Here is a 14,224-nt window from a genome sequence, read left to right as displayed (position 1 = left end):
CCACTCGTGCACAAAGGAGAAAGTACCTATGACAGTCGATTTATCCAGACGAGCGGCCTTCAAGGCCGCCGCAGCATCCGCTCTGGCCATTCCTGCCGCAAGCAGCGTGGCGAAGCCCCTCGACGAATCCATAAAGTGGGACCGCGAGACCGATGCTCTGGTCATCGGATTCGGCGGGGCCGGAGCCTGCGCGGCCATTGCGGCGCACGACTCCGGTGCCCGCGTGCTCATTGTCGAGAAGATGCGGAGGAAGGCGGCAACACGGCGGTTGCCGCCGGCGGCTTCATGATCCCCGACAACGAGGAAAAAGCCTACGAATATCGCAAGGGCACTTACAAATTCGTTGGCTCGGACATGGACGAGGAGCTACTGCGGGTCTTCTGCCGCGAGAACATGAAGACGAAAGATTTCCTCAAGTCGCTGGATCCCCGCGTCAAAACCTTGGTCTACGGTTACGCCGGCTTCATGAATCTTCCGGGACAGGAAACCATCAGGCGCTATCGCGTAAGAGCCAGACCCGGAGCCGCCAGGCGCGGCGGCGACTCTCTTTTCGTGGTTCTCAAGGGCGCGGTGACTGCCCGCCGCATCCCCTTCATGCTCGAAACGCGCTGCGTCGAGCTCATTCGCCGCGGCGACGAAGTGGTCGGCGCAACGGTCCTGAACCATGGCCGAAATATGAACATCTGCGCCCGCAAGGGAGTAGTTCTCGCCACGGGCGGCTATGAGTTTGATCCGGAAAGCCTGCGCAGCTTTACGCTCGGCACCTCCATCGGGGCGATCGGAAACCCCGGCAACACTGGAGACGGCCTGCGGCTTGCCCAGTCCATGGATGCCAGAATCTGGCACATGTCCGGTTACTCGGCCTTCCTCGGCGTAAAGTATCCCGGCTTCAAGACTTCGGTGTCCTGCTCCGTGCGCGGTCCCTCCTGGATCTGGGTCGATCAGCACGGCAGACGCTTCTCCAACGAACTGATTGACGCCATCAACCACTGCTACCCCCGTATCCCCTGCTATCTCGTGTTCGATAACGACGCGCTCAAGGCGGGGCCGCTTGCGAGCTCCCTGGGATCCGGCTATGCGATCAACCGCGAGGGCCATCAGTGGTCCAAAGACCTCTCCAAGGAAGTGTCGCTTGGCGTCGCCAGAAAAGCCGACACCATCGAAGGCCTCGCGCAGGCTCTGGGCGTTCCGGAAAGCAATCTTGCCGCAACCGTCCGCCGCTGGAACGAGGATATCGTCAAAGGTGCCGACACCGAGTTCGGGCGCCCGGTCAAGACCAAGACAAAGAGCTACGCCTGGGACGGCTCCGCGGTTTCCGCCCCGATCGTGAAGCCGCCTTTCTACGCCGTGATCCTTCGGCCCACCCTCGTCAACACCCAGGGCGGGCCGAAGAAGAACGTCCGCGGTCAGGTGATGGACGCTCTGGGGCGCCCGATCCCGCGCCTTTACGCGGCCGGAGAGCTGGGGTCCATGTGGGGCGCGCTATCAGGGCGCCTGCAATAACGCCGAGTCCCTGGTGTACGGCAGAATCACCGGCCGGGAAATTGCAAAGGAAAAGAACTGGTCATAGCCTGAGCGGCCCCGGCGCCTGAAGCCGGCCGGGGCCCTCTCAGGGCCGCTCCGGAATAACGAAATTGCAACCACAGCGGATCGCAATTATGCTCGCGTTTGATGAATCAAAGCAACTCATGGAGCAGAGCCTATGCGTCAGGTCTTTCTCAGCCGTCCCTGGATCCACCAGAAAGAGCCCGAACCTTTGGCCCGTATTTTTGAAACCTACGGCGTCCAACGCAAGCTTCCGAAAGGGCACCTCTTCTCCCACGGCGGGGAGCAGGGCGGTGTGAGCTACCTGGTAAAAGGCATGGCGTTCTTTTCCTTTCCCGACAACGAGGACCGGGACCGGATCTTCGCCCTGCTGCCGCCCCACCGCGTGATCGGCGATCTGGATGCCCTTACGGAGTTCCATCTTAACATCGTCGCGATCACCGCCCGGCCCTCCGAGGTCCTCACGGTATCCGGCGACCTCTACCGGCGGGAAATCCTGAAGGACCCCAGCCTGCTCTATCTCTATACGCGCAGCGCGATCGCCAAGGAAGAAGCTCATATGGAAGGGCTTTTCGCTAACTTCACCTTCCCGCTCGAGCAGCGTGTGATCGCCCTTTTCTCCGCCCTCATCGGCACCTACTATCCCTTGAAGCCCCGGGGCTGGAACCCACTGCCGCTCAACCTCACGACCTTTGAGATCGCCGACATCGTTGCCTCCAACCGCTCGACGATCAGCACGATCGTGAACGGCTGGGTGGAAAAGGGACTCGCCCGCAGGGACGGCCGCCGCCTGGTGCTGCACGGCACCCTCTTCGCAAACGAGTACGACTGGACCCGGGAAGTCGACGGGCCCAGGCGGGCTCGGCTCATGGAGAAATAAGAGCGTTAAGCCCCCCTTTTGCGCGGGGAGATCTCCCCGCCGCCCTTCTTTCTGTTGCTCAGGCGACAGCCCAGGCGGGCCTCTTTTTATATCCTCTATTTAAAAGACGGAAAGCGCCGGGCGGAGACTGCTCCCCTCGTCTTTCCGCACAGCACAGAAGAGGAGATTCACCCATGAGTTTCAAGAGATTTCTGTCAAAAACAGCGGTGGCTGCAGCTGTCATCGCGATGGCCGGAGCGGCCGGCGCAGCTGAGAACCGCATGACCGCCGACGTGGTCGTCGTGGGCGGCGGCGCTGCCGGCATGGCTGCGGCCACGGCCTCGGTCGACGCGGGCCTGAAGACGGTGCTGCTTGAAAAGAACGCCTTCGTCGGCGGTGGCGCCGCCCTGGCCGAAGGGCTCTTCGGTGCCGAGACGGAGTGGCAGAGGCTGAGGAACTACTCGCTGCCGGTCGACTACGCCTACGGCCGCATCATGGACTTCACACACTACAAGGCGAACGGCGCTTTGGTGAAGCGCTTCCTTAGGGGCTCTGCCGGCAACCTCGACTGGCTCGCCGCCCACGGGATGAAATTCAACCTTACGCAGATGTCCACCACAGAGCTTATCTCCTGGCACGTCGTCGGCCCCTACAAGGGAACGGAGCACGGCGCGGCCTACATTCAGCTGCTCAATGACTACGTGCTCGCCCACGGCGGCAAGATCTACACCAGCACTCCAGCCAAGTCCCTCATCAAGGAAGGCGGCAGGGTGGTTGGCGTGAAGGCCGCGGACAACAAGGGCAACACCTACACGATCCGCGCGAAGGCGGTCGTGATCGCCTCGGGCGGCTACGGCAACAGCCCCGAGAAGCTGCGCGACTGGGCGCACGTGAACCCGAAGCTCGTGCAGCCGACCGCGCCCCTTAACAAGACGGGCGACGGCATCGTGATGGCCCGCGAAGCGGGCGCGGCCCCGGGACCCGTGGGACTCATGCTGCATCCCGGCACCGAGGGCAGGGGCATCAAGTTCCTGGGCGACCTCTATTCTCTCACTTGGGCCCCGCGCAGCATGTGGGTGAACGCCGACGGCAACCGCTTCGTGCGTGAGACCGTGGTACACGAGTTCTCCGACACCGGCAATGCCCTCATTGCGCAGCGCGGCCAATACGCCTGGGCGATCTTCGACGAAGACCAGGTGAAGTTCTACGAGACCAAGGGCATCGACAACGGCGTGGGCGTCCTGATTCCGACCGGCAAGAAGCTCACCAACCTCAGAAAGGAAATGGCTGCGGCTGACGCCGTCAATTCCGACGGGTTCAAGAGCGCCGCGACCCTGGACGAGCTTGCCGCGAAGATCGGCGTTCCGGCAAAGAACTTCAAGGCCGCGGCCGAGCAGTACAACAAGGCCTGCGAAGTGGGCTACGACGCCGCCTTCCAGAAGGAAGCCCAGTGGCTGGTCCCGCTCAAGAAGGGGCCGTTCCACGCGCTTCGCGTGAAGCCCTACCACTTCACCTCCTATGGCGGCGTGGTGGTCGACCAGTACCTGCACGCCCTTGACGCGAACGGCAAGCCGATCACCGGCCTTTACGTGACCGGCATGGACGTATCCGGCATCTACGGCGACACCTACCCGGTGTTCACCTCCGGTAATGCCTTCGGCTTCTCCTCCTGGTCCGGCCACGCGGCCGTCACCCAGGCAATCAAGGATCTGAAGCTCAAGTAACCGTCTGAAACTTTCTCTCCGCGCAGACGGAGCCGCCGGGACTCAAAAACAGCCCCGACGGCTTTTGTTTTCCCTCGGAATTGCCTCTCCCCTCCCGGGAAAGGCCGGCGGAACGCGGCCCGCGCTACTCCTGCGCGAGCTTTCTCAGGGCCGCGCCTTCCACCCGGTAGTTCGTCCAGTCCGACATCGGGCGCGCTCCCCGCGACAAGTAAAAGCGGATGGAGGGCTCGTTCCAATCGAGGCAGGTCCACTCGAGCCTGCCGCAGCCTTCCTCCTGGGCGATTCCGGCCAGGCGCTTCAAAATGGCATGCCCGATCCCCCTGCCGCGGAACTCCGGCAGGACAAAGAGGTCTTCCAGATGGATCCCTGCCCGGCCGAGGAAGGTTGAAAAATTGTAGAAATAGACCGCAAAGCCCGCCTCCCGGCCCTCCGCCATGGCAAAAAGCACCCTGGCCTTCTTTTTGTCGAAGAGCCATTCCTCGAGTACCGCCTCGGTGGCCGTCACCTGATCCTGCAGACGCTCATAGGCCGCAAGCGCGCGGATCATTTGCAGGATGACCCCCACGTCCTTTCTCTGCGCCTGCCGGAACGTCACCGCCGTTTCAGCGGAATTTCCACCCATAGTTCTTTTCTCCTCTTCACTTCAGACCCCGGAAAACGCGGGCCGTTTTCTTTGGCGGAATAAAGTACTTTCTCAGTATAGAAGCCTCCAGCCCGCAGCGGCCCCGGAGGAGGTTGTTTCCAAAATGTTTCCGATTCACGCATTTGGTTGCACTTCAGAAAGGTTTTTTGCAGGCCCCGCAGGTATAGTTTCAGGCATGGGAATCAAGCGTTCCTCTGCGAATCGGCACCGCCCCGAGCCGCAGTATTCTGCATGGCGGACTCTCCTTTGAATGTGTTTTTCCGGCAGCCTTGTAAAAAAGTCTGCCGGTTTTTTTTGCTTGCTGCCGCACTTTCTCTCCCATCGGCCGTGCAGCTGCCCCGCGGACGCTCCTTGAGCTGCCGTTAACCAAAACACATCGATAAATCAATCCTCTCTATAGACTTTAATTTAGGAGAATTTGTCTTCTAAGAGAGCTAGATGAATAAAGCCGCAAAGTTCTTCGCTACGGCGACTGTCCTTGCCGTGAGCGCTTCCTCAGGAGCCTCCTCTTACCTGAAGATCAACGGCACCGTAGACACATTCATCGCCGTCAACCGTATGGGCAGCGAGTACTCGAGCGCGCTTTCAAGCGGCGGCGTCAACGCGACGCACATCGGAATGCAAGGAGTGGAAGACCTTCAAAACGGCAGCCAAGTGTTCTTTAACCTTGACACCGCGTTTTACATCGACCAAGGCTCGTACAGCGGGACGAACGACGGCCGTACATTATTCGACCGGGAGGCCGACGTCGGCATCCGCGGCTACTGGGGTTCGCTCTCGTTTGGACGCCAGTACACGCCGCACTTCCTCACCTTCCTCTTCTACGACCCAACAGGGCTTTCAATCGGCTCTTCGGACTCGAGCTTCTTCATGGCAGGTCCCGCGAGCACCTGCGGCGACAACGGCGAGCTCAGCCGAATCAACAACCCTTTCTCCTATGTTCTTCCCACTTCGATAGGCCTCACTAATTTCCTCTTCATGTCTTTGGGCGAGCAGACTGCCGGTCGCGGCTCAAAATCGAGCACCAGGGGAAATTTGTACAGCTCTATGCGGCGAAGTTCGACCACGGCGCTTTCTCGGTCATGGTGAGCTTCCTTTATCAGAACCGGATCCAAACCGTCATTTCCCATGAGCCCTACGACGTCAAGTGGCTCAACGCCTCCATGAGCTACGACTTAGCCTTTACGAGGCCTGTGCTGCAGTTTGAAAAGAAATGGGGCTCCGCAGAAAATGGATCCAGCAGCTTCTGGATGGTCCAAGCCGGAACTTCGACCCCGGTCGCGGGAGGCCTCTGGATGGTTTCAGGCTCCTATTTCAAGAATCAGTCTCGCAGAAAAGCCGATGCGTGATCAGTGGGCACCAAGTACAACTATCCACTTTCCAAGCGCACTCGCATCTACTGCGGCATCCAGGCAGTTTTCAATGAAGACAACGCGGGCTATGCGGTCGAAGCGGGAACCGACTGCTCCCTGCACTTCAATTTCGCCCCGACGGACTTCCTCTACAAGACCAACTACCGCGGCAAGGACGTTCAAACGGTGTTTACCGGCATCAGCCACGACTTTTGACCGGACCCGCCGGCCAAACCGCAGTCCTTCCGCTTTTAGAGCCCCGGTGACGACCGGGGGCTTTAGATTCGAGCTTTGGCTGCAGGGCCGCCGCTCGTCCTGCGCTCTTAGCGCAGCCCTGCAGCCGAAGCCGAGGCTGCCATGGACGATCTGTCCCGCTGCGGTTTGCTCCCCCGAGGGAAAGAGCGCTTCTAAAAGAACCACGCCGGAGCTGGAGGAAGGGAAACTGGTTCAGCAGATCCGGGTCTGCCCTGGCTCGTCGGGCAGCGCACCCCAGAACCGCATCCGGCTGAGCAACGGTTTTCATCCCGGGGAAAGCAGGTGCTGAAAAGGCCTTCAGGAGAGGCCTGGCATCTCCTGAAGGCCTTGTTAAGCTTCTCCCGCGCGGGCCCGGCCACTGCCTGAAGGCAGGTCCGGGCCCCTCGGTTCTCAGCGCTGCTCGCGAAGCGGCTTCCAGCCGTGCGCGCTGAAGAAGTTCGAGATGTCGCTCGTCATCTTGTCGAAGTTCTCGCAGCGCGAGTCAAACAGATCGGTCGTCATGCTGAGCAGCGGGACGTCCAGATCCCGGCAGGCCTCGCGCAGGAACTTCGCGATGCCTGACTGGTCCTTGTGGCCCATGTGGCCGGGGAAGATCACGCAGTTCGCATTGAGGTTCTGCACTTCGCGCGTGAGGTCTTCCGTAAAGAGGTCGACGGTTCCGCGTCCCTGCCGGATCATCGGCACCTCGGTCGTGCCCCTTCTTGCAAGCCCGAGCAGCGTGCTCTCTTCGCTCGAAGTGTCGATCCACTCATAGGGCGTGAGCCCGGTAAACGACCCCACCACTACGGCGCCCCACTCCTTTGCGAGCCAGTCGGCAAGCCTCATGTCCCAGAGCGGATTGAGATCCGGCCAGTAGACGCGGATCTGTTCGTGCGGCACCGCGCCGACGTGATTCGCCGCGTTTTTCTTCGCCATGTCGAGCACCGCGCGCATCGCCTGCGTGACGCGCTTGTCGCCGCAGGGGATCAGGTGCTGCATCAGGTACCAGAAGGCGTCGTTCACCGCAAAGGAGGGCAGCGGGCAGGGAATGGCCGACGCGCACTGGTTCACCTGCTTCCAGAGGTCGTACTGGACGTTGGTCTCGTCAACCACGGCCTTGAGCTTTTCAAAGCTGTACTTCACGCCGCAGTGTTTCTCGTAGAAGGCGATCAGCTCGCGCAGCTGATCGGCGACATAGCGGTAGTCCCGCTCGGTCGTCCCGTAGGTGGGATCGATCTGATAGACGGGGGCGCCCGCCGCCGCTCCGATCTCCTCCCAGGACTGATGGATCATGAGCTGCCCGTCGCAGGGCTCGGCCATGGCAACGAAAGCCGTGGGCTTTGGCATCAGGTGATGCTTCATCGCGTAGATGCCGAAGCGGATCAGCGTGCAGACGTGGGGATCGAAGTCGAGCTTGTCTAGCTCGTAGGCGTCGGCGTGATTCGTCACTCCGAGGTGAAAGAAGATGTCGGAAATCGGGTTGTAGTCGACAATGCCCATCGAGTCCGAGATCTCGGGCAGGTTTCCGTACCAGCTCACGATGAAGGGCTCGCCCGCCGCTGCCGCGTGCAGCACGCGCTGGTCGCGCTCGCGAAGGGCCTCAAGCAGGAAAATCGCGAGCGGGTTCTGCTGCTCGGCGGGCAGCGCCTTCATCTGGTCGATCATCCCGGTGAGGCGGGTGACGTACTCCTCGATTCGCTCCGTGCCTGGAATCTTTGCTGTCATTTTCTTGTTTCTCCACTTTTTCAGGACCCGCGCGAGCTGCGGATGCTTTCGACAAAAGCCTGGATGCGGGTTGCGAGCTGACCCCGGTTCTGCAGGATGTAGTCCGTCTCTAGCTCGAGTGACGGAATCCCCTGTTTTTCGAGAACCGGGCGCAGCATGTACTGCTCGAAGGCCCAGAGGTCGCACATCGTAAGGCGGGTCACAATGACGCCGTCCACCGCGTAATCTTTCACGAGCCGCAGCAGGTGCCCGGCGCGCGCCGGAGCTGTTCCGAACTTGCGCGGCACCGCGGGGGTCTCCTCGAAGTAGTAGCTCACGAGAGCCTCGAACGGATCCGCGTCCTCGCGGACGTCAAGCTCGCAGGACTGCTCGCCAAAGCCCGTGCTGTCGACCACAATCTGGCCGCCCTCGCTCTCGAGCGTCTCAAAGAACAGCGGCTCGTCGGCATGGGCTCCCATGTAGAGAAGCCGCACCCCGGGCTCGAACGTTTCGGCGCACGACTTGAGCGAAGCGATCAGCTTCCGAAGCAGCGCGTTGTAGTCTTCAACCGGCAGGGACTTCCCGGCCATCATCACGAGCAGGAGCTCCGTGCCGGTAAGGGCGATGCGCCTGCCCTTCTGCATCGCATAGAGCTCGCGCTGCAGGCGGCGCTTTTCGTTGTGCAGGCGGATCGCTGCGCCCAACCGCTCCTCATTGAGGGTGACACAGAACCTTTCCTCGGTTCTGTGCAGGAAGTCGCGGATCTGCTCCGCATAGAAGCGCCTGGCCAGCTCCCCGCCCTTTTTCGGAGCATAGATGAAGCTGTAGACAGGGGAGACGGGCCTGCGGACCCAGTTGTCATAGATGCGCCGCATGTGGTCGCAGCTGTTGTAAATCACCGCGCCGTCAAGGAAGTCCCACTTTCCATTCAGGATTTCGTTGAAGGTGTGGCGGGTGTAGCCGCAGGTGAGCTCCCTGAAATACGGGTCCGCGAGCTCGGTTCCGTCCGAGCCGGTGCCCCGCAGAAGCACGGGGACGGCGCCCGCCGCGCTGATGATTTCCTCGGGCACCTCGTCGTAGAGCACCCCGACAATCTTCCGGCCTGCTTTCTTCGCGCGCTCCAGATAAGGGTTCCCGATGGTGCGGGCCGCCGACATCAGGGTCTCGAGCGCCGGTATGGCTTTTTGTCTCATGTCCTTCTCCTGCGAGAAGCCGCCCGGGAGGAGCGCAGAGCGCCCTTCGGGGACGGCGGGTCTTTTTTTTCAGAAGCGGAGGACGCGCCTCCGCTTCCTTTTCATTTCCCCATATCCTTCAGGGCAGTCTCGGCCGCCGCTTTGCCCGACCAGGCCGCAAAGCCGAAGAGATGGCCCGAGGTCCAGGTGGTGTAGGTGTCGCCGTACATCCGGCCCGTCTCGGCCCCGACCGCATAAAGTCCTGGAATCGGCCGGTCGTCGCCGTCAACCACGCGCAGGCTGCGGTCGGTGCGGGTGCCGCCCAGCGTGCAGAACCAGTAGGGGCGCAGCCTCAGGGCGTAGAGCCTGCCCTTTCCGATCGGGCGCAGCCACTGCGTGAGCTTGAAGAACTCGCCGTCGTACTTCTCCTCGGTCGCGCGGTTGTAGGTCTCGAGCGTCTTTTTGAGCGCGGAGGGCGGCACGCCGATGGCCCGGGCGAGCTCCTCGGCCGTGGCCCCCGACTTCACGGCGTCGCTGCCCTGAGCGATCGCCGCATTGATTTCGCTGCGGATGTTGGGCAGCTTGGTCATCGTCGGGATGATGACGCCCACGCCGACGTCGGCGCCCTGGGTCTTCATGTAGTCGATCGCGGCGTCATCGAAGATCACCCAGCCTTCGCTGTGCAGCTGCGAGGCGATCGCATTGCCGGCCAGGGCGAACTCGAATGAAAGGGTCTCGGGGGCGAAACGCTCGCCATGATCGTTCACCCAGAGGTTTGCAGGCTGCCAGCTCATCACGTAAAGATTGCTCAGAAACTTGATGCCCCTGCCCTCGGTGCCGGGATGCATGACCGCGGTCGCCGCGGTCTGCGCGCCTCCTGCGGCCTTCGCCATGAGGAAGCCGTCGCCGGTCTTATGCAGCGGGACGCTCGACTTCACGCGTGCGGGATCGTAGCCTAAGAGGCTGCGGACCAGCTCCGGGTTGTCGCCAAAGCCCCCGGTGGCGAGGATGACGGAAGAGGCCGAAATGTCAAGCTCGCCCGCCGCACCTTCAGCCTTCACGCCGGCCACGCGCCCGTTTTTCATGATGAGGCTCTTGGCCGGCGTGCTCAGCAAGGTCTTCACCCCAAGCTTCGCGGCCGAGTCCGCAAGGGCGTGGACGTAGGCCGCCCCGTGCTGGTCGCCCTTGTACTGCCCGATCACGTGCCAAGTGAGGGTTTCAGAGGGGCTCACCTGGATGGCCTCGAACTTCACGCCGTGCTGAGCGACCCAGTCCAGGGTCGGGGCCGACTGCTCGAGGTAGAGCCTGCGGAACTTCGCATCGGACTTGAAGTGATCGAAGCGCTGCAGGTATTCGGCCGCATGCGGGATGGAAAGCCCGTAGTTCTTCGCCCTCTGCCAGCGCGACTCGATGCCGAAGAGCCCCTCGGCGAAAGCCGCGCCGCCGCCCACCACCCCGTTTTTCTCAAGCAGCACCACCTTTGCGCCAAGCTCCGCAGCGCGGACCGCGGCCGCAAGCCCGGAGCCGCCGCCCCCGACCACAACCACGTCTGCCGAAACCGCCTGGGCCGCGGCCCAGGCGGGAACAGACGCGCAGACCCCTAGCACTCCTGCCGCCGCGAGCTTGAGAAAACCTCTTCTCTTCATCTCCCCTCCCCCTTCAAAAGAACTACTTCGGATGAATGAAATCTTAGGCAGAGCCCTTTTCCGGAGCCGTGCGGCAGCACACACTGAAGAAGCCACTGTGTCCTGGCAGACGGTTTCGGGCTCCTGCGGGTGCCGGGGGATGGATCCTTTTCTTTTTTTAGGCTAGATTTCCAAAAGGCTTCTTTGCAGCACTTTGACTTTGAAAACCTTGCTTGAACAGACTATTTTTCAGACCGCCCCCTGGGTCATGCCCGAGGAGCCCCGGGAAATCCAGGACATCTTCCGTTCAAAGGGAAAACCCGTCCGCTTCTCGCTCGGCGAGATGATTCCCCACGGGATCGAGAAGGCTGCCGTTCATCTCCTCACGAAGGGCGTGGTCCTTTTCGGCTACTACGACGCCGGCGACCGGCTTCAGGTCTTCAACATCCTGCTGCCGGGGCGCTGCGTGGGGGAGTTCGACGCAGCGGCCTGCCCGGACAGACCGGTCGCCTTCCCGATCAACGCCGCCTGCGTGCGGCCCGTCGAGGCGCTCAGCCTTGACCACTGCGAGTATGTGTCGGCCCTGCGGAGCTCGACCTCCCTCATGGAGACGGCCATGCGCTCCTGCATCTGGAAGCACCACTGCACGATGGAAGGCATGATCTGCAACTACACGCTGCCTGTCGAGATGCGGCTGCGGGTACTGCTCTACTCGCTCATCGAGGCCTACTACCGGCTCTCCGAGGGCGGCTGGAACCCGATTCCGGTGCCCCTCAGCGTGACCGCGTTTGCGACCGTTGTCTCAAGCAACCGCTCCTGGGTGAGCCGCTTGTTCTCCCAGTGGAGCTCCGAGGGACTTCTTAAAAAAGACGGCAGGATGCTGCTCGTGCACTCCTCGCTCTTCGATCCCATCAGGGGAAACAAGAATCTGCGGGAGATCGCCCGGACACGGGCGGCCTGACCGCCGGGCTCCTCTCCTGCCCGCGCCCCGGGCCGCCAGCCGCCGGCATCCTTGTGCGAAAGGCTCTCTTTTCTCCGTGGAAAAAGCCTTGAACAGAGCCTCTGACCATTAAACACAAAGGCCGCTGCTTTCCTAAACGGAGCGCCGATCTCCGGCAGAGGCTTGGGCGCCCGCCTCAAGACGGGAGAGCGGACTCGAGAAAGAAAGAGAGTCTGCGCACCTGCGCCTCAATCTCAATTGTCCAGCCTCTGCGGCGGCCCCTTCCTCGTCAAATAAGCATATTGCATACATCATTTAAAGATTTTGCTTATACATCGAGAAATTAAAGCTCTTCCAAGCATCCTTTTATTTTTTGGTTCTTCATGGTATACCGGGAAAAGCTGGTACCCACAGCCCTGATTTCAACACAGCGGCATAGTCTGGAAGGCTTCTCCATGGAGACAGGTTCCTTCCGGGGAAAATGGACTTGATTTTCAGTACAAAATACTCAAAGTTTCTGAAGCCGTATGCCATTCGCTTGAGCACTTTGATCGCATTGTTCGCTCCTTCAAGAGGGCCGGTACCCCGTTTGAACTTCCCGGCATTGACAATGCCTTCTGCGCGGCGGCCGAGCCTTTTGGCAAATCTCCGTGCCGGACTGAAATCATGTTTCTCAGCTGCAGCCTCCAGCAGGTTTTTTGTTTTTTGTAATGCCTCACGAGCCAGAACCTCCGAACGGCAGCACCATATTCTTCGGATTAAATCGGCAATCGGGTAGAGGGAAGCCAGCAGCCCGTTGTCGGCCTTCAGACGGTTCAATGTCGACCTGCAGATCGTCCGGCCGCCGCGCAAGCACCCATTCCGCGCTTTTCAAATCGGAGAGCTTCCTGACCAGACCGGCTCTGCTTTTCCTCGTTTCCTCGTTCTCCCGGATTTTGCTGTTTTTACGAAGTTCCTTCCGTATCTGCTCACGGATGACGGTCTTGGCCTCAGTCAGGACCTCCTTGATAAAATTGGCCATGACTTGGAAAAGGTCATAGACCACGGCCGCCCCTTCAGGTGATCCTTCACCATCCGAGGCTATGCGGCGTTCATGCCGCAGGATACGGACTGGATCTGGCCGGAGGCGTGGTGTTGCCGCAGGAGTTCAAAGAAGGGCTCCACGTCTCTGCGGCTTTTTCCCTTTCCTACCCACAGGATGCGCCCTGTGTCCAGATCCATGACGACCGCTGCGTACCGATGTCCCTTATGGACGGCGAATTCGTCAATGGCCAGGTGTTTCACACCGGTGAAACCAACTTTCTGGAATAAATGCTTGAGGCGAACCTTGTCACAAGCCTTGACCGTGTCCCAGCCCAGGCGGCAGTGGGCGGCTGCATCGTTGGTGGACACACGGAGCCGGAGCAGGGATTGGATGTTAGCGATCATCAGATTCGTCAGCCTGGATCGCTGGCTGACCCAGGGCAGGCGTTCCGTCCTATGACAGCCGCAGCTGCATTGAACCCGCCGGGCTTCAAAGTGAACGTACACGCGTTCCCGCGTCTCTCACAATCCGTCGCGTGCTTTCGTGAATTGAGGAACACCGTTTACCGCAAGCGGGGCAGACTGCTTCGCACACAGGTTCCAAGTAGATGTGAATGCTTCCGTCCGCTTCTCGTTTCATGTCTTTGATGAAAGAACCGGGGCAACGGAGCTGGGAGAGAAAATCGAGTTTAGGCGGCAGGGATGAATTTGTTAAACCGGACACAGCGGTGGCGTCGTTACATTGACAGTGTGGTGACTTCAATGACCTTAACGGCGTTCACCGCCTTTTGTTTTTGTCCTTTTTCTAGTCCCGAATTCCCTGATCCGGAAAACGCTTCAAATGGCTCGCTGCAGGCTGTTTGCGAGCGAGAGCGATATTCGATTTGAGGTAGTTCTTCCCGCTATTCCTTGAAGAACCTATTTCTTGGAATTCGTTAAAGTAATTAAATTTATTTGCATCGATTATCATTTTTTCCCGCTATCCACCCGTTTTACTTTTGAGGGAAATTCCTTTTAAGAAAAATTTATTTTTTGATCGCAATCAACAGTTTTTAAGTGTTATTTAACTACACTTGTTTTGCAAGCGCTGGGATTTCATCACCTTTTAAAGCCGGAAATGCAGCGGCTAGGGGGGGACCCCGCCGGCCCTGCCCTCCATACACAGAAAGGATTTGACGTGAAACACGGCTTACTGAGACCCGCTGGGAGTCAAAGCAAACCACCAGACCCCGCCCCGCGCGGATGCACGTCGTTGCTTCCAGACGCAACCCTCTCTCTGCCGCTCTCATTTTCACGTCCCGCGCAGTCTCCTTTCCGCCTTCCTTCCGGCGCATGCATCAGCCGCAAGCATTCCTACAGCAGTTCATCCGTTTCAAGACCCCGCCAGTGCAGGGGTCAAGGGG

The 14,224-nt window shown here is 60.3% G+C and carries 11 protein-coding genes and 2 pseudogenes; 7 read left to right on the top strand and 6 right to left on the bottom strand.

The features are described from left to right. Window positions 1–28 precede the first annotated feature (28 nt). The 3 genes and pseudogenes from MAF45_RS08720 to MAF45_RS08710 all read left to right on the top strand — a co-directional run bounded on the left by MAF45_RS08720 (window position 29) and on the right by MAF45_RS08710 (window position 4,128). Window positions 29–1,503, top strand: a pseudogene (locus MAF45_RS08720) (FAD-dependent oxidoreductase). Window positions 1,504–1,702: 199 nt separating this feature from the next. Further along, window positions 1,703–2,425, top strand: coding sequence for a Crp/Fnr family transcriptional regulator (locus MAF45_RS08715; RefSeq protein WP_237979280.1), 723 nt, complete (start codon window positions 1,703–1,705; stop codon window positions 2,423–2,425). A gap of 173 nt (window positions 2,426–2,598) precedes the next feature. Next, entirely contained in the window at window positions 2,599–4,128 is a 1,530-nt protein-coding gene (locus MAF45_RS08710; protein WP_237979278.1) for an FAD-dependent oxidoreductase, read from the top strand. 124 nt (window positions 4,129–4,252) lie between these two features. Here the strand turns inward: MAF45_RS08710 and MAF45_RS08705 are convergent, their stop codons facing one another. Beyond that, the gene (locus tag MAF45_RS08705) at window positions 4,253–4,750 is read right to left on the bottom strand and encodes a GNAT family N-acetyltransferase (RefSeq protein ID WP_237979266.1); all 498 of its coding nucleotides are present in this window, start codon (window positions 4,748–4,750) and stop codon (window positions 4,253–4,255) included. A 459-nt stretch (window positions 4,751–5,209) separates the two neighbouring features. Between MAF45_RS08705 and MAF45_RS08700 the strand changes: the two genes are divergently transcribed. From MAF45_RS08700 to MAF45_RS08690, 3 genes are read left to right on the top strand one after another with little or no spacing between them, the layout of a single operon-like run. Further along, complete coding sequence (locus tag MAF45_RS08700) at window positions 5,210–5,860, top strand: porin (protein WP_237979264.1); 651 nt, start codon at window positions 5,210–5,212, stop codon at window positions 5,858–5,860. Continuing rightward, complete coding sequence (locus tag MAF45_RS08695) at window positions 5,854–6,120, top strand: hypothetical protein (RefSeq protein WP_237979262.1); 267 nt, start codon at window positions 5,854–5,856, stop codon at window positions 6,118–6,120. The genes MAF45_RS08700 and MAF45_RS08695 overlap by 7 nt, the downstream gene beginning before the upstream one ends. A 3-nt stretch (window positions 6,121–6,123) precedes the next feature. After that, window positions 6,124–6,339, top strand: a complete 216-nt coding sequence (locus tag MAF45_RS08690; RefSeq protein ID WP_237979261.1) for a hypothetical protein — start codon at window positions 6,124–6,126, stop codon at window positions 6,337–6,339. A 429-nt stretch (window positions 6,340–6,768) separates the two neighbouring features. On the opposite strand, the gene MAF45_RS08685 is transcribed toward MAF45_RS08690, so the two are convergent. The 3 genes from MAF45_RS08685 to MAF45_RS08675 form a co-directional block, all read right to left on the bottom strand. Continuing rightward, the gene (locus MAF45_RS08685; RefSeq protein ID WP_237979259.1) at window positions 6,769–8,082 is read right to left on the bottom strand and encodes a 2-hydroxyacyl-CoA dehydratase family protein; all 1,314 of its coding nucleotides are present in this window, start codon (window positions 8,080–8,082) and stop codon (window positions 6,769–6,771) included. Window positions 8,083–8,102: 20 nt separating this feature from the next. Continuing rightward, complete coding sequence (locus MAF45_RS08680; RefSeq protein WP_237979257.1) at window positions 8,103–9,254, bottom strand: 2-hydroxyacyl-CoA dehydratase subunit D; 1,152 nt, start codon at window positions 9,252–9,254, stop codon at window positions 8,103–8,105. 101 nt (window positions 9,255–9,355) lie between these two features. Further along, window positions 9,356–10,879 (bottom strand): FAD-dependent oxidoreductase, encoded by a 1,524-nt coding sequence (locus MAF45_RS08675; RefSeq protein ID WP_237979255.1) that lies wholly within the window; start codon window positions 10,877–10,879, stop codon window positions 9,356–9,358. 208 nt (window positions 10,880–11,087) lie between these two features. On the opposite strand from MAF45_RS08675, the gene MAF45_RS08670 reads away from it, so the two are divergent. Further along, window positions 11,088–11,819 (top strand): Crp/Fnr family transcriptional regulator, encoded by a 732-nt coding sequence (locus tag MAF45_RS08670; RefSeq protein ID WP_237979247.1) that lies wholly within the window; start codon window positions 11,088–11,090, stop codon window positions 11,817–11,819. 447 nt (window positions 11,820–12,266) lie between these two features. Here the strand turns inward: MAF45_RS08670 and MAF45_RS08665 are convergent. Both MAF45_RS08665 and MAF45_RS08660 read right to left on the bottom strand, forming a co-directional pair. After that, window positions 12,267–12,617 (bottom strand): annotated as a pseudogene (locus MAF45_RS08665) (transposase); the annotation flags it as partial. 261 nt (window positions 12,618–12,878) lie between these two features. Next, window positions 12,879–13,328, bottom strand: a complete 450-nt coding sequence (locus MAF45_RS08660) for a transposase (RefSeq protein WP_326520682.1) — start codon at window positions 13,326–13,328, stop codon at window positions 12,879–12,881. Window positions 13,329–14,224: the final 896 nt, after the last annotated feature.

The organism is Mesosutterella porci (assembly GCF_022134585.1).
GTDB lineage: Bacteria > Pseudomonadota > Gammaproteobacteria > Burkholderiales > Burkholderiaceae_F > Mesosutterella > Mesosutterella porci.
This window is presented reverse-complemented; position numbering and strand designations above follow the sequence as displayed.

Coding starts and splice junctions, on each gene's coding strand:
- MAF45_RS08710 (WP_237979278.1), top strand. CDS start 2,599: ATGAGTTTCAAGAGATTTCTGTCAAAAACAGCGGTGGCTGCAGCTGTC.
- MAF45_RS08705 (WP_237979266.1), bottom strand. CDS start 4,750: ATGGGTGGAAATTCCGCTGAAACGGCGGTGACGTTCCGGCAGGCGCAG.
- MAF45_RS08695 (WP_237979262.1), top strand. CDS start 5,854: ATGGTGAGCTTCCTTTATCAGAACCGGATCCAAACCGTCATTTCCCAT.
- MAF45_RS08715 (WP_237979280.1), top strand. CDS start 1,703: ATGCGTCAGGTCTTTCTCAGCCGTCCCTGGATCCACCAGAAAGAGCCC.
- MAF45_RS08700 (WP_237979264.1), top strand. CDS start 5,210: ATGAATAAAGCCGCAAAGTTCTTCGCTACGGCGACTGTCCTTGCCGTG.
- MAF45_RS08675 (WP_237979255.1), bottom strand. CDS start 10,879: ATGAAGAGAAGAGGTTTTCTCAAGCTCGCGGCGGCAGGAGTGCTAGGG.
- MAF45_RS08680 (WP_237979257.1), bottom strand. CDS start 9,254: ATGAGACAAAAAGCCATACCGGCGCTCGAGACCCTGATGTCGGCGGCC.
- MAF45_RS08685 (WP_237979259.1), bottom strand. CDS start 8,082: ATGACAGCAAAGATTCCAGGCACGGAGCGAATCGAGGAGTACGTCACC.